Origin of the sequence: Desulfatiglans anilini DSM 4660 (assembly GCF_000422285.1) — a bacterium.
GTDB classification, from domain to species: domain Bacteria; phylum Desulfobacterota; class DSM-4660; order Desulfatiglandales; family Desulfatiglandaceae; genus Desulfatiglans; species Desulfatiglans anilini.
Genome location: NZ_AULM01000016.1, coordinates 23,733 through 43,088 on the forward strand (window position 1 = coordinate 23,733; position 19,356 = coordinate 43,088).

A 19,356-nucleotide genomic window follows, 5' to 3' on the forward strand; every position below is an offset into this window, starting at 1 on the left:
CCTTTAAAGAAGAGGTCTTATTCCTGGATCGGAACCCTGATTGCACCGCTCATCTGTTTCCGGATGACATCCATCAGCGGGGGAAGCCGCCGAGGCGATGAAACGGAGGAATGCCATGCAGCGCCGCACCGTCGATATTCTGTTCCTGCTGTTCTTCGTCTTGCTGATCTCGGCTCTTTTCCTGGCCATGATCAGCCAATTCCTGATGGCTATTCTGCTGGCAGGCATCTTTTCAGCGATGGCGCAACCGCTCTTTCGCCGGCTTACCCGCCTGCTCGGCGAGCGTCCCAGGGCCGCTTCTGCGTTGACCCTGCTCCTTTTCGGGTTCGTCATCCTGGTGCCTTTGTCCGGACTGGCCGGGATCATCACAGCCCAGGCCCTGAAGGTGGGGCAGACCGTCACGCCCTGGGTCCAGCGGCAGATCGCGGAGCCGGCCGGATTGACGGCCTATCTCCAGAAGATCCCTTTTTACGAAGAGATCCTGCCCTATCATGATCAGATCCTGCGCAAGGCCGGTGAACTCGCCGGCAAGGCCAGTTCGCTGCTTGTCAACAATCTGTCTGCCGGGGCGATCGGGACCGTCAACTTCATTTTCATGTTTTTCGTGTTTCTCTACGTCAGCTATTTTTTCCTGATCGACGGCCGGCGGCTCCTCGATCGCATCCTCTTTTACCTGCCGCTCGAAGAGCGGGACGAAAGACGGCTGCTGGCCCGATTCACCTCGGTGACCCGGGCGACGTTGAAAGGTACGGCGGTGATCGGCGCGCTGCAGGGAATTCTGGCCGGTTTGGCCTTCGCAGTCGTGGGCATCGATGCCGCGGTGTTCTGGGGCACCGTGATGACGGTGTTGTCGATCATCCCTGCCATCGGTTCAGCCCTGGTGTGGGTGCCGGCGGCCATCATCCTGGCACTCGGCGGCAGCTACCTCAAGGCGATAGGGTTGGTGGTCTTCTGCGGGGTTGTGGTCGGCAGCCTGGACAACTTGCTGCGGCCCCGGCTCGTCGGTAAAGATACGCAGATGCACGATCTCATGATCTTCTTCGCCACCCTGGGCGGGATTGCCCTGTTCGGCGTGATCGGATTCATCCTCGGGCCGATCGTCGCCGCCCTGTTCGTGACCATCTGGGATATCTACGGAGAGGCCTTCCGGGACGTGCTTCCGGGGTTGAACAGGGATGATTCGCCGGAGAGCGGCTGCGAAAAGCGACTCTTGGAGGGGTGTGAAACGGAGGCAGGCCGGTCGGAGACGTAGTGAAAAGGGTGCTGACGCTGGTTCCCTGATGTTACAGACAGTGGCAGGAGGGTGCACCATGAGAAGAGCCAAGTTCCGGGTTCAGGGGGCTGCATGCGCCTCAGCTTTTCTGGTTTTTGCGCTGGGGGTGTCCGTTTCGGCCGAACCAAACGAATTGCTGGGGAAAGAACTGAGGGTCCATGGTGTGAACCGGCATTACTGGGTTTACGTCCCGCAGGGGAAGAAGGTGGACGCACCCATGCCGGCGGTCTTCGTTCTTCATGGCGGCGGGGGCACCGATGCCGAAACCCTGTCTGACTGGTTCGGCTTGAACGAGATCGCTGACCGTGAAGGCTTCATCGTGGTGTATCCGAAAGGGCTTCATGGAGAGTGGAATGACGGTAAAGAAAAGTCTTTAAGGCCTCTTAAGGACATCACAGCCGTTGACGACGTGGGTTTTATTTCGGCGGTCATCGACGATTGTGTGCGGGGATTCGGAGTCGATGAAGACAGGGTGTATGTCACGGGACTGTCGAATGGCGGCATGATGGCCCATCGATTAGGGATCGAGATCGGTTACAGGTTGGCCGCTATTGCACCGCTCATATCGAACATCGCATTGCCCATCGCCGGAGAGGAGCCCGCAGCTCCGTTGTCTGTGCTGATTATGAACGGGACCGAGGATCCCATTTTCTTGTTGGAGGGAGGGGAGTTGAGCGTACTGGGCTATGAATTCGGCAAGGTCCTGTCCACTGAAGAGAGCCTTGCCTACTGGCTCAAAGCCAATGACATAACCTCTGAGCCGGAAAGGGTCATGCTTCCCGATACTGCACCGGATGATGAATGCCGCATTGAACGTTTGACCTATCGAAAGGAGGGTGGATCCCTGGAGGTGCTGCTTTATGTCGTCGAAGGTGGCGGTCATAGTGTTCCGGGGATCGATGCCCCAGACAGGCCGAGGCTGATCGGCAGGAAATGCATGGACATCCATGCGGGGGAGGTTGTATGGCAGTTCTTCAAGCGCCATACGCGCTCGACTGCCGGGCGCACGGCGGCTACGTCCGGATAGGAGCTTTGCTTCCACTCTTGCGGGGCCGCCCTCACCCTGGCTTCGGGCGATGGCCGCGTGCGATGACGCGGTCTGCGCCGCCGCTCAGACGATCCATTTGCGCTGGATGTTCCACAGGCTCACCCCGAAGAGCAGGATGCAGGCCAGCCCCAGGATGAGCCAGTCGAGGGCGAAGGGAAGCATGTGCCCGCCGTGTACGGCCCCGTGAAGGATGTCCGCCCCGTAGGTCAAGGGCAGGATGAAGCTCAGGGGCTTCAGGAATACGGGGAGCCTGTCGATAGGAAAGAAAAGCCCGCACAGGAAGACCATGGGGAAGCGGAAGAAATTGGAGAAGGTCTGCGCCTCGAAGACTTCGCTTACGGCCACTGCAATGAATAGACCGAGAAAGGTCGAGACAACGGCGATCAGGACGACCGCGCAGGTGAACATGCCCCAGGCTATGCCCGACAGATCGGTGAAAAATGCCGCCATTGCCACGGGTACGAAGGCGTTGGCGATCCCGAAGAGGATGGCGCCGCTGGTCTTGGCGAGCATCAGAAACTCGAAAGGGATCGGCGCGAGCAGCAGCCGTTCGAAGGAGCGGTTTTTCTTCTCGAAGGTCACCGTGACGGCGAGCAGGGAAGTCGTTCCGAAGAGGATGGAGAGCCCCACCACACCCGGCAGCAGGCGCAGGATGCTCTCCAGGCCGCTTCCGGATTTGATGAAGAACATCCCGGTCCAGGCGAGGGGGAAGACGAGTCCCCAGCTGACATTCGGCGGCTTCAGGTAGTAGGTCCGCATGTCTTTTACCAGGATATTCCAGAAGGCGATCCAGAGCTTCATCGGCCGCCGTCTCCCGCCTTGGTCTTTTCTTTTCGCATGGCATCCGCTTCGATCCCGGTAACCTTCACGAAGATATCCTCGAGCGTCGGCCGCATCCTTCGCGCCTCTATAACCTCGCCCCCCTGATCCTCGAGAAAACGGACCAACGGTCCGACCCGAATGGGTTCATCGGCCTCCACGCGGACCAGCCCCCGCCCGGGCCTGGCAAAGGTATGTCCCGGAAAGGATTTCTCCAGCCGCACCAGGAGATCGGACGGATCATTCACAGAGGAAACCTCCAGGACGTGCTTTTCCCGGATGGGCTGAACCAGGCTCTCCACCGTATCGACCCGGACGATGCGTCCCGAGACGATAAAGGTGATCCGGTGGCAGAGGCGTTCCGCCTCCTCGATGTAATGGGTGGTCAGAAAGACGGTCGTACCGGCCCGGTTCAATTCGGCGACGAGCTCCCGCAGCTGCCTCGCGCTCGCCACGTCGATCCCGGTCGTCGGTTCATCCAGGAAAAGGATCCGGGGCCGGTGAATGATTCCAGCGGCAATGGTGAGTTTACGCTTCATCCCCTTGGAATAGCCGCTGAACTTGCGGTCGGCGGCTGCAGTCAGTCCGAAGAGGTCCAGCAACTCGCGGGCCCGCCCGTGCCTCTCGTGTTTGGGCATGCCGTAAAGGGCCCCGCAGAAGGCGAGGTTCTGAAAACCGCTGAGTTCGGGGTAGAGGTTGCTTTCGTCGGGGACCACCCCGATCAGGTGCTGGGCCGCCCGTGGCCGGGCGGTGCAATCGATGCCGCCGATCCGGATCGACCCTGAATCCGGTCGTGCCAGGCCGGTGAGCATATTGATGGTCGTGGTCTTGCCCGCGCCGTTGGGGCCCAGGAAACCGAACAATTCACCCGGCTGGATGTGAAAGGTCACGGATTCGACGGCCGCGACATCGCCGAAATGCTTGGCGAGGCCGGCGACTTCAATGATCGGCGATGATTCCTTCATCTGCCCTACCAGTGCACTGCCCGTTAGCGGGTGTCGGCACAGGTTCCGGCCCGCCGAGTAGTTGTGCCCGGCTGGGCCGGACGGGTGCCGAAGACTCATCTCAAATCCTGAACACCTTACCATGAAAATCCCTTCCGGCAATCCCGATTTTTCTGCCGCACGTCCAACGAAACCCCACGCGAACCAAATTTTGAAGGGCAGGTTCGATAGGCTGAAAGGCTTCCCATGCAAGAAGCCCCTTGTCGTCCGGAGGGCGTGGAGACAAATGCCGACGACCTGGTCTCAACAGGCTTGAATTCACGCCATTTTTGACATTGCCGTAGAGAGTTTCGTTTCCCTCAAAGCTCCTCTGCCCGAGGTCCGTGAGGTGTCCGGTATGAGCCGATTTCCTACAAGGGTTTCGAGGTGTCGGCCGGTGCAGGCGAAATCATTGTATGCCCCGATGAAGATGGGTTTTAATATCAGTATTTCCTGTTTGACAAATCGTTAAAATTTATATTATCATGTGTTCTTGTTTATGCATTCCGGCGGTCTCTTTAAGACTCGATAATCCGAGTAAAGGGTCCATCGTTCTGCGGAGGTTCGCGCCGGGAAGCCGAGCGCCGCGAGCCTGCCCGCCAATTCGGCGCGCCGCCGCCCGCCGGAGGCATCGTTTCATGGGGCTATAGGGCCGATAGTACCGGCGGGCAAACAGGCATCGGAACGTATAGGGGTCGTACCATCTGGTCGACCGATGCAAAAAGCGGAAGCTCAACCGAAGAGAAGAATCGAAAGGAGCATAATACCATGGCAGAGGATTACCGATCCATGTGGGCGGACCTGGGGCTCGACCTGGCGGCCCACGATGCGTTGTTGGCGGTGTTGGGACAGGCCTATCAGGACATCTACATGTCGCAGAAAGACCGTCCGGAGGGAATGGGCTACTTCGACTTCGTCATGAGCGAAGTCCATGGCCTCAGGATCAAGGAACTGCTGGATGAGAAGGCAGCCGGGCGGAAGATCATCGGCTCCTACTGCGTTTTCGTGCCGGAGGAAATCGTCCTGGCCGCCAATGCCACCCTGGTGGGACTTTGCTCGGGGGCGGACTTCGCCATGGAGGATGTGGAAAAAATCCTGCCTCGCAATACCTGCGCCCTGATCAAATCCTCCTTCGGCTTCAAGATCGGCAAGGTCTGCCCCTATCTCGAGAGCGCGGACATGATCGTTGGGGAGAACACCTGCGACGGCAAGAAGAAGGCCTACGAGTCCTTGAAGGATCTCGTCAAAAACCTTTATGTCATGGATCTCCCGCAGGTCAAATCCCAAAACGGGAAGGCCCTTCTGAAGGCGGAGTATCTGCGTTTCAAGGAAGCCGTCGAGGATCTCACCGGGATTCCGGTGACCGCCGAATCGCTGAAGCAGGCGGTACGTACGGTCAATGCCAAGCGCGCCGCTGTTCATCGGCTGTCGCTGCTCCGGAAGGCCGATCCGGCGCCCGTATCGGGACTGGATGCCCTGCTGGTCAATCAGGTCTTTTTCTATGACAACCCGGCGCGGTTCACTGAATCCGTGAACAAGATCTGCGACGAGCTGGAGCGGCGGATCGAGCTGAAGAAAGGCGTCTTCCCCGCAAAGACCCCGCGTATCCTGATATCGGGCTGTCCGCAGGCCGTACCGAACTGGAAACTCCCCATGATCGTCGAAGGCGCCGGGGCGGTGATCGTGGGTGAGGAGTCCTGCGTGGGCGAACGCGGCACCCGCAATCTTACGGATGAAACCGGTGAAACCGTGGATGAAATGCTGGATGCGATCGTCGATCGTTATTTCGAAATCGATTGCGCCATCTTTACGCCCAATCCCGATCGGCTCGAGCACATCCGGGAGATGGTCGCCGCCTACAATGCGGATGGTGTAATCCATTATGGACTCCAGTTCTGCCAGCCTTATTTGATGGAGTCGATGCCGGTCGAAAAAGCCCTGGAAGATATGGGGATTCCCTGTCTGCGCATCGAGACCGACTACAGTATGGAGGACGTCGGCCAGCTGAGGACTCGGGTGGAGGCGTTCGTCGAACAGCTTCGGTAAGCCAGGCTGCAGACAGCGTCCCTTCAGACGGGTTTTTTCGCTGATCTCAAGGGTTGCCTCCGGCTGCTTCGGCTTCAGGCGGTCCCAAGTTTCCTGTTGGATCAAGACCGCCGCGCCGTCCGGCGGTGGGTATTCTCCGCAGGGCTATGTCTTCCGGAAGGGAAGGCCGTTGTTTTTCACGGACATGTTCAGGGTGCATGCATCCTGGGCGAAGAGGGGTTTGGATACACATGCGTTTTGCAGGAATCGACATTGGTTCTCGCACCATTGAACTGGTGGTTGTGGGTGAAGCAGGCGAGATCGTTTCCAGCGTGCAGGCCGACACCGGGTTCGACCCGATGGCCGAGGCGAAGCGGCTGACCGAGGAGGTGACGTTCGACCGGATCATGGCAACCGGCTATGGCCGGAATCTTTTCGAGATCTCCTTCGATGCACCGACGGTGACGGAAATCAAGGCCCACGCCAGAGGTGCACGTGCAATCTTCCCCGAGGCCCAAACCGTGCTCGACATCGGCGGGCAGGACAGCAAGGCCATTGCGCTGTTCGAAAACGGGAAGGTGAAAAAGTTCGAGATGAACGACCGCTGTGCCGCCGGTACCGGGAAATTTTTGGAGATTATGGCAAGAACACTGGGGTTCGCCATCGAAGCCTTCGGCCAAGAGGCCCTTAAAGCGAACAGAGAACTCAGCATATCGAGTATGTGCACCGTATTCGCTGAATCGGAGGTCACCTCCCTGATCGCGAAGGGCAACGACCGGCTGGAGATCGCCCTCGGCCTGCACGCCAGCGTCATCCGCCGGGCTGCGAGCATGATCAGCCGGATTGCGTCCGGGGGAGACATCGTATTCACCGGCGGTGTTGCCAAGAATCCGTGCATGCGCCGGCTGCTGGAGGAAAGGCTCGGCCGAAGGGTGCTCGTGCCGGAGGATCCGCAGTCCGTGGGTGCCTTCGGCGCAGCGCTTCTGGCGGGGGAATAGATTTATGATTTAAGAGAGCTATGGCTATCCCGAGCGGCTTTACGATTTGATTTAAAAGCTCTTGCGGCTTTTTATCTAGTCGGTGTCTTTACTGCACAGACCGCAGAAAATCTTCCTGAGAACATTCTGATCGATCTTCTTCATGAGGATTTCGTCATAGTCCGTTTCTTCATCGCGACTTAAATCCAGAGGCTTATTGTCTCTCTGCGTGTAATCCTCAGGGTTTTTTTCATCTATCGCATCCGTTAAGTCCGGTTCAAAGCGCCTATTGTTTTCGATCCAGCGATCGCAATCGTCATGGGTACCCACATAAGTGATGAAAATATCGCCGCCATATTCTATGCATATCAGCCGGTATCCACTCCCCAAGTCGTATTTTATGCATTTATCAATTCGCAATTCCCCGTGTTTGGTTTTATTGTATATATCATCAAAAAGCGAGAAATCCTCCCCGATAAGATTCTTAATGATTTCGTCTGCTTTGCTTGCAGCGATCGTGGACTTTTTATCGCCTCGCCTCAGGATTTCGAGACGCCTTTTGAACCTTGATTTACGATGAAAGAAAACCGCCATATGATCAGACTCGAAAACAACCAGGAACGGACCTGCTCTCATTCGTATACCTGTTGATCAGAGGCTAAAAGATCATTCCCCGAGCGAGACGTTGAGACGTTCACAGATTCGACCGATAGGTAAAGCCTCGAAGCCGGTCCACGCAAGAACTCCTTTTGCGATTATTGATAACGATAATATGTGATTTAATCCGATATGTCAAACAGGAAATTACGATGATAAAAGGTCAAGCCTTCGGAATCTTTATAAAGGGAAGGGAAAGAAACCGTTCGATTCCGGGGCGAGAGCGGATGCACTGCTCCAGGATTTGGCCCCTATAAGGAATTTCACCCGCCCTTGATGCTGTTGTGCAGGCCGAGGTGCTGTCATGATTGCGCGCCGGTCGAAAAAACTGGATCCGGGCCGCGGCCGGACCTATTGGCCTGCTTCTGTGGCCAAAGACTATCCGAAAGGCGGCCACAGGACCGGCAGCAGCGCGACGGAGACAAGCAGCGAGATGATCGTGATGGGGACGCCGACCTTCACATAGTCCATGAAGCGGTAGCCGCCCGGTCCCATGACCAGTAGATGGGCGGGATGCGAGAGGGGGCTCGCGAAGCTCGACGAGGCCGAAATGGCTACGGTCATCATCAGGAGATGCGGCGAAATCCCTAGCGATGCGGCGGCGCTCAGCGCCACCGGTGCCATGAGGACCACCAGGGCCGCCGTGGGGATGATCTGGGTGCCGAGCACTGTGATGACGAAGAGGGCGGCGACGACCCATCGCGGGCCGAGATCGCCGACGGCGGCGACCAACGCGCCGGCCCCCATCTGGGCAGCACCCGTGTTTTCGATGGCGGCTCCGAGCGGCAGCATCGCTGCAATCAGAAATACGACTTTCCACTCGATGGCCCGGTAGGCCTCCTCCATGCTCAGGCAGCCGAAGAGCACCATCAGCGCGGCACCGGTAAGGGCGGCAATGGCGATCGGTACCAGGCCGAGGATAGCGCTTGCGAGGACCGCGAGCATAATGGCCACTGCAACCCGTGCTTTTTCGAGGCGGGGCGCCCGGGCGGCCGCTTCGTCGAGTACGAGAAAATCGGGGTCGCGGGCCAGATTTTCCAGGCTTTGACGCTGTCCATATACCAGGAGGGCGTCTCCGAATTGGAGCGGCATGTCTTGAAGACCGGTCCGATAGGCGCGGCCCCTTCTCCAGATGGCGAGGACACTGATGCCGTAACGCTCGCGGAAAAGGAGATCGGCGAGGGTCCGGCCGGCCAGGCTGGTTCTGGGCGAGAGCAAAACCTCGGTTGCGCCGATCTGCTGGGATTCCAGTTCGGCGGCCAGGCTGGTGGACCGTTCCGAGATTTCCAGATCCTGAAGCCCTTCCAGCACCTCGAGGTCTCGGGTCGAGCCCTGCAGCACCAGAAGGTCTCCAGGCTGTATCTTTTCGTCCGGTGATGGCATGCACAGCACTTCCTCTCCGCGCGCGAGGCCGATCACCGTCAGACCGAACCCGTTTCCCAGACGACTCTCTATCAGGTTGTGCTCCGCGAGCACCGATCCCGCAGGAACGCGCACAGGCAGAAGTTCGGTGCGCCTGGCGGCAAGGATGCCTGCCTCGTGATCCGGCACGATATGCAGATCCGAGATGAGCCCGAGGGCCGCCAGCTTTTCGAGGGCCTCAGACTCGCCCTGCAGGATCAGCTTTTCGCCTTCGGCCAGACGATGGCGCCGCAGATCCTTGACCTCGGTTTCATCCGAGGCGTGGAGTGCGAGCACCTGGGCGCGATGTTCGCGCCGCAGGCCGCTTTCCGCCAGTGTAGAGCTAAGCAGCGGCGAGCCTTCGGGAATGCGCGCCTCAGCGATTTGCAGGCATCGCGGGAAGAGGTTCTGCGCGAGTTCGACCGGCTCTACCTGGAGGTGCTCGCTGGCACGGAAGCCCTCCAGGAATTCAGGGGTGCCATGCACAACCAGGGTGTCGCCTGCCTGCAGGATGTCGTTCGGACGCGGAGCGAGCATCAGCACCCCTTTTCGCTGAAGCGCCAGCACGGTGAGATAAAGGGCCGATCCGAGCCTGCTCTCGGCGAGGGTACGGCCGTCGAGTGGAGAGCCTTTCGGGATGCGTGTCGTAAAAATGTGGGCAGCGAGCTGATAAGACGTGCCGATGGAGGGGCGGTCAACGCCTTCCTGCGGGGTGGTGCGGCTCGGGAGCAGACGCCTTCCGATCACGACCATGAACAAGATCCCGGCAGCAACGATGGCACCGGTGATCGGTGTAAAGTCGAAAAGGCCGAAGGGCTGCAGGCCGGCGCTGCGAATGGCGTCGGTCACCAGGATGTTGGGAGGGGTGGAAATGCCGGTGAACGGGCCCCCGAGGAGGCACCCGAGCGCCAGGGGCAGGAGCAGCCGCGAAGGGGGGCGTCCGCTGCGCCGGGCCAGGTCCATCGTCGCCGGCAGCAGAATCGCGGCGACCGTGACCGTGTTGATGAGGGCCGAGAGCAGGCTGGCCGCAACCATCAGGGCCGTTATGAGCAGCGCTTCGCTGCCCTTGGCGAAGCGCTGCAGCGGCCGCCCGAGCTGGTGGGCGATGCCGGTGCGCGTCAGTCCGGCGGACAGGATGAACAGGGCCCACACCGTGACCACCGCCGGGCTGCTGAACCCCGCCAGCGCCTCCTGGGCGTTGACAAGGCCTGTCAAGGCAAGGGCGGAGAGCACCAGCAGGCCGACGACATCCACCCTCAGCCATCCCCCGACAAAAAGGACGAAGGCTGCAGCGACGATGGCCAGGAGTATGAGGACTTCGATGGTCAAGTTGCGCTCCCCCGTAGTCGCGAGCTCATCATTTCACCCTTATTCGACAAGCGTCTTTCCCTTTATGATGACTCCGCACGTGTTTCACGTGAAACCGTTGTCGAGATGTTCTTCATCCGGCCGGAGGGGTTGGGGATTTCCGGCGGGAGGCGACGAAGGCCGCGACCCCGAACAGGCCGAAGATATACCCGATGCCCCCGAAGATGTCTTTCACGCCGGGCATGGAAAGATCGGCCCGCAGGGCTGCAATTTCACGCTGAATGCGCCGGAGATCCGTTGACAGCGCGCTGTTCTGCTCTTTAAGAAGGGCCATCATGGCCTGAGTCTGTCCCTCGGGAAGATCCTGCGCATGGACGGGGGCAGGCGGGCCGAAAAGCAGAACCCACAGAAGACCTGTCAATAAGGCTTTTTGCAGGCGGATCACTTGCCGGTCTCCACGTCAGATCTTTTCAGGTCGAAGCTGTTTCGGTGCCCCATGCCCGCGTCGATGACGATCTTCAAGTCATCCATTTTGGGAATGTCAAAGCTGAACAATCCTTTATCGTCTGTCACTCCCTCCAGAAGCAATCGGTCCGAGCTGTCGTACACCTGCACTTTGCCGCCGATAATGGCCTTGCCGTCCGGGAAATAGCTTTCCGTATAGATCTTTCCGGCTTCGGCGTAGGCAAAGACGTTCACCTTGTGCGCCAGCGCGGTCCCAGAGAAAAGGAAAATTGCAACAAAGGCCAGAATTCCGCAACGCCTGATTTTCATGTAAACCTCCGTTAATTTCGAATCCATTCCGGTGATAAGGCCGTTTCCTGATGCAAGCCCGTTTGTGTCCATCCGGTAATGGTCCCCCGGTACTACCCAGTTTCCAATCCGGGAATGAGGATTTTTAGCCAATATCAAGGAAATCCAGCGTTTGCGCGGAGGCGGCCTGGTGGTCGCCGCACAAGCAAACGTGCAGATGGACGCCGAGATTGGCAAAAAAGACCATTTCCGGATGGAAGCTAGTTCATATCGCGGGTGCGCACCCAGTAGACAGCCCCGATTTCCACTTCCTTTTCCTGCCCGTCCTGGTTCAGCTTCCAGTCGGCCTTGCTAAGGGCGGAGAAGCCCCACCAGCCGGCCCTCGGCATGGCGTAGGTGAAAACGCCGCCGGCATCCGCCTTGACCACCTGCGTCACGTAGGGATCGGCCGGCGGAGTGACGACATGGGTATTCCCGGGCGATTCGTTCAGATATTCAATTTCCACTTCGGCGAACGGAACCGGCTTGCCCTTGAGCAGCACCTGCCCTGTGAAGACATTCCCGGTCCACAGCCCGTAGGGGCGGGTCAACGGCACGATCTCCGTTTCCAAACCGACCGGCTGATCCCAGCCTGCTTCCAGACCCAGGGCGTTGACGCAAACCTTGGTGTAATGGACGATGAAACAGTCTTCGGCGGGTTCCCAGTAAGGTGCAGGTTCTGTGTAGAAAGTATAGTCCCCCGGTCTGCGGATTTCAAAATCGGCGGTCCAGAAGGTGAAGGCTTCCGTCTGATCGGGGCTCTTTCCCTTGGACGCCCGAAGGCCGCCGAGCAAGTCGGTTTTCTCGCCGTTATGGACCACGGCGAATTGCTTCGGCTTTGCCATGTCCATGTAATGCATCTCCATGGGATGGATGAACTTGATCTGAAGAGTCAGATTCTTTGGGTCGTCCTTGGTCACGATGTCATCGGACGGTATGATCGCACCGAAGTGGCCCCAGGCGGGATGGAAAGACGCCGCCAGGAGGGTCAGAACTGCAGCGGTAAGGCATGAAAAGACTTTGCGCATCATGGGCAACCTCTTGTCGGATGAAGTTCATGGTTCTGAAAAAGCGTGGTTACGCCTGAAACAGCTGTAATCGGGAAAAATGGAAAGACGGGCGATGGATGTCCACCCGGCGCCTTGACAGGCAGACGAACGCGTTGAAGAAACCGGCGTCCACCAGAGACCGTCGGGCCTGATCAGGCGGGGCATGACATAAAATTCCCTCTCCCCGGACGAAAAAACAAGGCAAGCCGACTTCGGGTTCGGAGTGAAAAGGATGGATCGGATCGGGTGCTAGAATTCCGCGGTCAACCGCACACCAGTGATCCATCCGTCGACATCCTCACCGGCACCCGCCTTATATTGGTCGTCCAGATACTGGACATCCAGGGTGACGGCGAAGATCTCGCCCAGTCCGCATCGCAGATAGGCCTCAGCCACCTGTACCCGGTCGATGTCCTGGTTGCCGCCGCCCAGCCGCGCATACCCGATCCCTATATTGTCCTGCTCCCGGCCCCAGAGTCTGCCGCTGATGTCGAATCCTCCGGAATACAGGTTCTTGAAATCAACGGCCGCCTTATCGTCGCACCAACGGAAGCGGATCCAGGCCCCCAGGTTTTCTCCAAGCGGCTGAGCGAACGAAAGGCCGATTCCTTTCAGGGCTTCTTTGCCGCCCCCCCCTGCTCCGCTGAAATCACGGCTGGTCGCACACAGGAGGATGCCGTAGCTGCCCTCCCCAAGGAGAGTGTCCAGCGTATAGTTCAGTTCGACGCCGTAAAAATCATAAGCATCGCCCTCGTCGTTTTCATCTATCTGCATGATCACCCCCTTCAGGGCAATGTTGCTGCACTCCCATTCCAGCGCCCCTCCGAGGTCGTAGGAGGGCAGGAATGCATTGGGGGCGTTGACCAGGGCTTCGTTCATGAACTGGGAAAATTCATCGTTGGCATATGGATTCTCGTCGAGATAATCGGTCGCATCGATGATGCCCCCCGTGAGCCCCAGCGTGAGCCCCTCATCGAAAGTGAACAGATGTTTGTACCAGGCTGTCAAGAGGTAATCCCGGTTGCGTCCGTTGATATCCTTAACGTCGTCTTCCAGATCAGCGGCCCAGGGGGCGAGGGGGAACGGGTGCTTTTCGATGTTCAGGCCGTTTCCTGCGCCAAAGCCGAGCTTGAAGAAGATCTCGTCGGCCGGGGTCGGGCTGATGCTGACTTCCGGTTGAATCGCCATGGCGCCGCGCCCGAAGTCATCGTCTTCACCGACGCTCGGGTTCTCATACTGGTAGGCTCCGGCGATGATACAACTGAATGTGATCATATCACCGATTTTCTCGAACAGCGCGGGGGATTCCGGTTCAGGGGCTGCAGAGACTTTCGGCCGCTTCTCTACGTAAGGCTCCGATGGCCCTCGGCCCATTTGAGCGGATGCTTCTCCGCTCCAGGTGTTTCCGGTTAATATCACACCGGCCGCGATGGCCGTCGCTATCATAACATGTTTTTTCATAACCTCTTTCCCTGTCAACGCGTTGTATGCCATGCTCATGACCGATCGGAGAAGATTCCGCGAAGGAACCCGGGGGTTGCCGCATAATCACCGTATCCGAGCAGGCGTTTCCTGTGATTTGTCCTTCCCCCGGAAGACCCCTGAACGAAAAAGGCCACGAAGGCGCTCCCGCCACCGGGGGCTTAGACCTTCGTGGCCTTGTTTTTTAGCATGTACTTCCGCCCTTTTAGCGAAGGGCTGCGAAATTCTGGACCGTAATGGCCCGAAGCTCAGGCCGGAACGGCTTCAGCCGCTCATTATATGCCTTCTCCCTCTACCATGCTATTTGCGAGGCGTCAATTTTTTTGTTTGGATAGCGGTCGCAGCGCATCGGTTGCCCACCCGATGGAGGGGCTCGACCGCACGAGGAAGAGAAGCCGGCAGGCTTCTGGAACCAGCTCATGGGGCACCTTGAACCGCTCGGGATCACGAAGTTCCGCCGGTACCGGTGTCTACCCTATGGTTCCGTCTGGGCGCACGAAGGCGTGGGTTTACCCTGTTTGAGGTGGCAGGTCGAGGTCGTGAAGGCGTCTTGGTCCTCGAGGTCGAGGCGCCGCCACCCCGCAGCCTTCAAAAATTCTCGGGCTGTGTCTATTTCGGGCTTGAACACGAAAAAATAGACCTTGTCCCCTGCCTTGAAGCGTGTGCCGTCACCGACGGGTGACAGTCTTTTCTCCCTGCGCATGGCGGCGGCAATCAGACCGCTTCCCGGATACCCCGTCATCAGATGACAGCCTTCAGCGTATCGAGGAGGGTTGGATCGGCATCGCCAATGCTGGAGGTACACCTGATTCGATCTGAAGCGGCGATCCCAGATCTCGACGTCGATCGGCGCGCCGAAAATGAGGTGGATCCCGGATCTATGCAGCATCTTCCTGGTCAGGGTCTCCGAATCCATTTTCAAGGCAGTCCAAAGGGCAATCCCTCTGGTTTGTTCCTTCACCTTCTGGACGAACAGATAATTCACCTCGTCATTGCCTGTCAGGGCGAGGGCGCCGCGCCGCGTGTCGATTTCAGCCCGCAGCAGGTTTCTGGACTGCAGGCCATTGCCGTAGATAATCCGAGTGCAGTCGTTTTGCGCGGCCATGCAGTGATCCGCATTGGAGTCGATCAGGATGGTCTCCTGGCTGTCTTCTCTGAACAATCTTGCCAAGCCCCTTGCAAGGGCGTTGGCCCCCAAAATGACCCACCCTGCCTGACTCGGTCGCCGCAGACCCAGCGCGCCGGCAACGAAGCCACCGGTCAGACCCGCGACGACGACCGTCGAGGCGATGACCAGGAAAACCATTGCACGGAGTTCGTAGCCCCCAGTTAGTCCCCTTTCGCCGAAGGCGTTGGCGAAAAAGGATGCCACGGCTGCAGCCACGATTCCCCGGGGGCCGATCCAGGCGATAAGGAGCCGTTCTTTCCATTGCAGATCCGAAAAAACGGTTCCGGCGAAAACGGCCGCAGGCCGGATCAGGAACATCAGGACCAGGACGAGTCCCAGGGCCGGCCACCCGAGGTTCATGACGTGTGACAGGCGGACATCGGCGGCGAGCAGGACGAAGAGCATGCCGATCAGGAGGACGGTCAACTCCTCTTTGAATTCCGCAAGATCCCGCAGGGCATGAGTGCTGAAATTGCCGACGATGATACCCGCAGTGGTTACGGCGGCCAGACCGCTTTCCGGAAGCAGCTGGTTACTGCCCTGAAAAAGGGCCAGGATTGCGGCCAGGGTGAATACGTTTTCCGTGCCCTCCGGGATGCATCGTTTTAGACGGTAGAGCAGAATCAGGACCATACCCAGGGCGCAGCCGCAAAGGGTGCCGAATCCCAGGCGGGATACGACGTGCAAGCCCCACACAAGCGGGGTGCCGTGGGCGGGGCTCAAGGCGGCCTCAAGGGCCACCGTGGCGACGACCGCACCGAAGGCGTCGATCAACACGCCTTCGGCCTCGAGCACAGTGGCCACCGTGCGTTTAACCTTCAGTCGTTTCAGCAGGGGATTGATCACCGTTGGGCCGGTGACCATCACCAGGGTGCCGAAGAGGAGGGCGGTCTGCCAGGGCCAGTCCATGATCCAATGCGCGGCCGTCGCGGCGCCCGCCAGGGTCACGGGGCCGCCCAGAAGGATCAGTCGGCGGATTGAGTGCTGAGTGCGCCTCAAGCGCCTGAATTTCAGGTTGATCCCGCCTTCGAAGAGGATGACGGCCACAGCGAAACCCGTCAGAATATTCAACCCCGAACCGAGCGCCTCCGGGTGAATGAGGCCGGCACCGTCCGGTCCTAGAGCGACACCTGCAGCCAGCAGCAGGACGATCCCCGGCAGGCGCAGGTGGTGGGCCAGCGCTTGAGAAATCATTCCCGCTGCCAGCGCAAGAGCGATAATCAGACCCGGATGATTGAAGGGTGCGGTCTCCATGGATGTGGTCCTTTTTACCAATCTCGGCGCCAGGGGCGGCCTACGGATTGCCTCTATGCAAGCGCTCGATTTCCTGGATATCGGTCAAACCGAGACCGGCCGCGATGCAGTCGGACTGAACACGTGTAGCGTGTCAAGATACACGCTTCATTTCCGTATGGTCCCGATGCACCCGGAAGAGGTCTTCAGGGCTTTAAGGTCTCGTCTCCCTGCTGCAAGACCGCCGACCGTGCACCCTCCTCCTCCGTTTCCCAGCTCGGAACCGCCGCGGACGGTTTTCCAAGGCTGCTGATGAAGGCGACGATGACCGCGCAGCAGTATGGCAGCGACTGGACCAGCAGAACCACGATCCACAGATTGAGATCCGGGTCGCGAATCGGCTTGGAAAGATGGACGCCGACCGCCGATCCCCAGAGCACCAAAGCCAGACCGGCCTCCTGCCAGGCCGAGGCCAGGGTCTGGAAAAAGGCGTTCTTGCGGGACCACTTGGGCGTGCGGAAAAACGGCAGACCGCTGGTGAAGAACCCCGTGATGACGGCTTTCGCGATGGTGTGGGAGAGCGCCAGGCCCGCCAGGGCCGCTGCGGCGGTCTGGCGGAGCGTGGCGTTCACCCGCGTGCGGTAGAGGTAGAGCATCTTGGCGGCCTTGAAGGCGAAGAAGGCGAGCGGCAGCAGGGAGAGCTCCATCAGCGGCGAGTCGATCTTCCGCGGGTTGATGATCATGGCGGCGGACCAGGCAATCGCCCCCAGATTGAAGATCAGGTTGAGCCCGTCGGTGATCCATGGCAGCCAGCCGGCCAGGAAGTGATAGCGCTGCCCCCAGGTCAGCCTGCTCTTGCGCAGGCCGCAGATAAGGCCGAAATGCCGCCGCAGGATCTGGATGGCGCCATAGGCCCAGCGAAACCGCTGTTTCCTGTAATCCTGGAAGGAGTCGGGCATGACGCCTTTGCCGAAGCTTTGAGGGATGTACGTGCCCTGATATCCCTCCTCGAAGATCCGCAGCCCCAGTTCGGCGTCCTCCGTAATGCACCATTCGCTCCATCCTCCGACCTCTTCCAGCACATTCTTGAGCACGAGGGTCATGGTGCCGTGCTGGATGATGGCATTGCGCTCGTTGCGGGTGATCATGCCGATGTAGAAAAAGCCCCGGTATTCCGCATAGCACATGAACTTGAACAGGCTTTCGTGCTCATCGCGGTAATCCTGAGGGGCCTGGACCAACGCGTAGGCATCCCCGCGGAAATGCGGCGCCAGGGCGCGCAGCCACTGAGGATCGACCCAATAGTCGCTGTCGATGACGCCGATGACCCGGGCCTCCGGAGCGGTCTGCCGGAGGGCGAAATTCAGCGCCCCCGCCTTGAACCCGGCCAGGGGGTCCACGTGAAAAAAGCGGAAGCGAGGACCCAGCTCCCTGCAATGCGCTTCAACCGGCCTCCAGATGTCGGGGTCTTTGGTGTTGTTGTCGATGACGATGACCTCGAAGCGGGGATAATCCAGGGCGGCCAGGGCATCGAGGGTCCGTTTCAACATCTCGGGAGGCTCGTTGTAGGCCGGGACGTGGATGGAGACGAACGGCAGGTCGGCATCGGGGCAGTCCACAACCGGCTCGATGGCCCGCCGTCTTCCGGTGATCCAGATCGCTTCCGCCCACTCGTGGGACTCGGTCAGCAGGACCAGAATAACCCCCACCATCCCGCAGAACAGGAGGATCCCCACGATGATCGTGGTCAGCGTCAGGTACTGATGGAGATAATCGTAGACGATCCATACGCCGGCCGTGGCAGAGGCGTAGGCGGTCAGGGCCAGAAAGCTGCGCCCGCGCTTGCGGAGCGTCCGGCTGTCGATGAAGAGCACGGCGAGGACGATGGCCGCGATGAGCACCGAGAGGCCGGCCAGGATATACCAACGCGGAATCGGCACGATCGGTTCGACAAAGGGGAATTTGACCTTCCGCTCGACGTCATAGACCCCCCAGTAGGCCCCGACCGCTCCCTCGGTGGTCCGCTTCCAGGGCTGATCGAAGGCCTCCATGACATAGTAGATGTAACCCTCTTTCCCGGCCCGATCCAGAAAGCGCCTCAGGAACGTCGCCTCGTTGGACATCGAGGCCACGGCCGACACCCGGGTCCGCCCGTTGCTGGGCCAGCCGACCTCCGCAATCACGATGGGCTTGCCGGGAAACAGCGTCTTCAGTTCGTCGATCCGCTCGACGACGTAGTCCACGGCCCTGTCGACATGGATGCCTTCCCAATAGGGGAGCATGTGGACGGCGAGGTAGTCGACGTGCTCCGCAAGCTCAGGGTTCTTGACCCAGACGTGCCAGGGCTCCGCCGTGCTGACGGGAATGTCGGTGGCCCTGCGCACCCGGTCGAGATAAGTCCATAGCTGTTCCAAGGGCACATTGTTCCGGAGGACGGCCTCGTTTCCCACGATGACGCGCACGATGTTGCGGGGGTTGGCGAGGATTTTCAGGAGTCGCTGGATCTCCGCTTCGTTCCGGTCGAGCCGGGCGTCGATCCAGGCCCCCAGCGCCACATTGATGTCGTGTCTTTCAGCGAGTTCCGATATCCGGCCCTGGACGCCGTCAACGGTGTAGGTGCGGATGGCGTGGGTCGTGCCGGAGAGGAGGGCCAGGTCGGCATCGATTTCCTCTTCGCTCGGGTAGATCGATTGCACCGGGTCGTCTCCCGCCCGCATGGGGGAAAACGAAAAGCCCTGGATCCGTGGAGGCCAGCGCGGCTCCTGCTCGGGGCGGTTCAGGAACGCCCACAGAGAGATGGTGAGGATCGCCACCGAAATGCCGATCAGGATGTTCGATCGATTCAGCATGTATTTTCCTCTGTAATGGATTCGCTGCTCGGGATGTCCGGGCCGGAGGCGGCCGGGGATCCAGTTCCTGCCTCACGCGCGGCAAGCGTCCGCCTGAGGCCAAACGGTCGGAAAATGGCCCAGGCGCCGACTCGCACCTCGCCTCTTTTTTCTATCATACCCTCGTCGGGGTTAAGCGGAAACCGCTTTTCGCGAGGAATTCGTTTTCATGAGGCGAGAAAGCACAGGAAGGACACAAGAACGGGTAGCCCGGCGGGACCCAAGTCCGCGAAGAAAGGGCCGTGTGCGTCCG

Annotated in this window: 14 protein-coding genes; 4 read left to right on the plus strand and 10 right to left on the minus strand. The window is 59.5% G+C overall.

Translation table 11 applies throughout. The features are described 5' to 3' along the window. The first annotated feature begins 97 nt into the window (after positions 1-97). Entirely contained in the window at positions 98-1,252 is a 1,155-nt protein-coding gene (locus H567_RS24655; protein WP_244155468.1) for an AI-2E family transporter, read from the plus strand. 58 nt (positions 1,253-1,310) lie between these two features. Beyond that, complete coding sequence (locus tag H567_RS24660) at positions 1,311-2,300, plus strand: CE1 family esterase (protein ID WP_051184788.1); 990 nt, start codon at positions 1,311-1,313, stop codon at positions 2,298-2,300. Positions 2,301-2,384: 84 nt separating this feature from the next. Here H567_RS24660 and H567_RS0112230 read toward each other — a convergent pair whose 3' ends face one another. Next, a complete protein-coding gene (locus H567_RS0112230) occupies positions 2,385-3,122 on the minus strand; it encodes an ABC transporter permease (protein ID WP_028321619.1) in 738 nt (245 codons plus the stop codon). Then, positions 3,119-4,105: an ABC transporter ATP-binding protein gene (locus tag H567_RS0112235; RefSeq protein ID WP_028321620.1), complete on the minus strand. Its 987-nt coding sequence runs from the start codon at positions 4,103-4,105 to the stop codon at positions 3,119-3,121. The genes H567_RS0112230 and H567_RS0112235 overlap by 4 nt, the downstream gene beginning before the upstream one ends. A gap of 786 nt (positions 4,106-4,891) precedes the next feature. Here H567_RS0112235 and H567_RS0112240 point away from each other — a divergent pair. Both H567_RS0112240 and H567_RS0112245 read left to right on the plus strand, forming a co-directional pair. Beyond that, positions 4,892-6,169, plus strand: coding sequence for a double-cubane-cluster-containing anaerobic reductase (locus tag H567_RS0112240; protein WP_028321621.1), 1,278 nt, complete (start codon positions 4,892-4,894; stop codon positions 6,167-6,169). Positions 6,170-6,399: 230 nt separating this feature from the next. Continuing rightward, the gene (locus H567_RS0112245) at positions 6,400-7,146 is read left to right on the plus strand and encodes an acyl-CoA dehydratase activase (protein WP_028321622.1); all 747 of its coding nucleotides are present in this window, start codon (positions 6,400-6,402) and stop codon (positions 7,144-7,146) included. A 75-nt stretch (positions 7,147-7,221) separates the two neighbouring features. Here the strand turns inward: H567_RS0112245 and H567_RS0112250 are convergent, their stop codons facing one another. The 8 genes from H567_RS0112250 to H567_RS24670 form a co-directional block, all read right to left on the minus strand. Then, positions 7,222-7,761, minus strand: a complete 540-nt coding sequence (locus tag H567_RS0112250; protein WP_035254266.1) for a hypothetical protein — start codon at positions 7,759-7,761, stop codon at positions 7,222-7,224. Between the two features lie 399 nt (positions 7,762-8,160). Continuing rightward, positions 8,161-10,512, minus strand: coding sequence for an SLC13 family permease (locus tag H567_RS0112255; protein WP_028321624.1), 2,352 nt, complete (start codon positions 10,510-10,512; stop codon positions 8,161-8,163). A 112-nt stretch (positions 10,513-10,624) separates the two neighbouring features. Then, entirely contained in the window at positions 10,625-10,936 is a 312-nt protein-coding gene (locus H567_RS0112260) for an HI_1622 family ECF transport-associated protein (RefSeq protein WP_028321625.1), read from the minus strand. Next, entirely contained in the window at positions 10,933-11,265 is a 333-nt protein-coding gene (locus H567_RS0112265) for a NikL family nickel/cobalt ECF transporter subunit (protein ID WP_028321626.1), read from the minus strand. The genes H567_RS0112260 and H567_RS0112265 overlap by 4 nt, the downstream gene beginning before the upstream one ends. 239 nt (positions 11,266-11,504) lie before the next feature. Next, complete coding sequence (locus tag H567_RS0112270) at positions 11,505-12,311, minus strand: DUF4198 domain-containing protein (protein WP_028321627.1); 807 nt, start codon at positions 12,309-12,311, stop codon at positions 11,505-11,507. A gap of 270 nt (positions 12,312-12,581) precedes the next feature. Beyond that, a complete protein-coding gene (locus H567_RS0112275; protein WP_051184793.1) occupies positions 12,582-13,607 on the minus strand; it encodes a carbohydrate porin in 1,026 nt (341 codons plus the stop codon). Between the two features lie 682 nt (positions 13,608-14,289). After that, positions 14,290-16,236 carry a cation:proton antiporter domain-containing protein gene (locus H567_RS24665; RefSeq protein WP_051184789.1) on the minus strand — a complete coding sequence of 649 codons (1,947 nt, stop codon included), beginning with the start codon at positions 16,234-16,236 and terminating at the stop codon, positions 14,290-14,292. Between the two features lie 185 nt (positions 16,237-16,421). After that, entirely contained in the window at positions 16,422-19,064 is a 2,643-nt protein-coding gene (locus H567_RS24670) for a glycosyltransferase (protein ID WP_084517237.1), read from the minus strand. Positions 19,065-19,356: the final 292 nt, after the last annotated feature.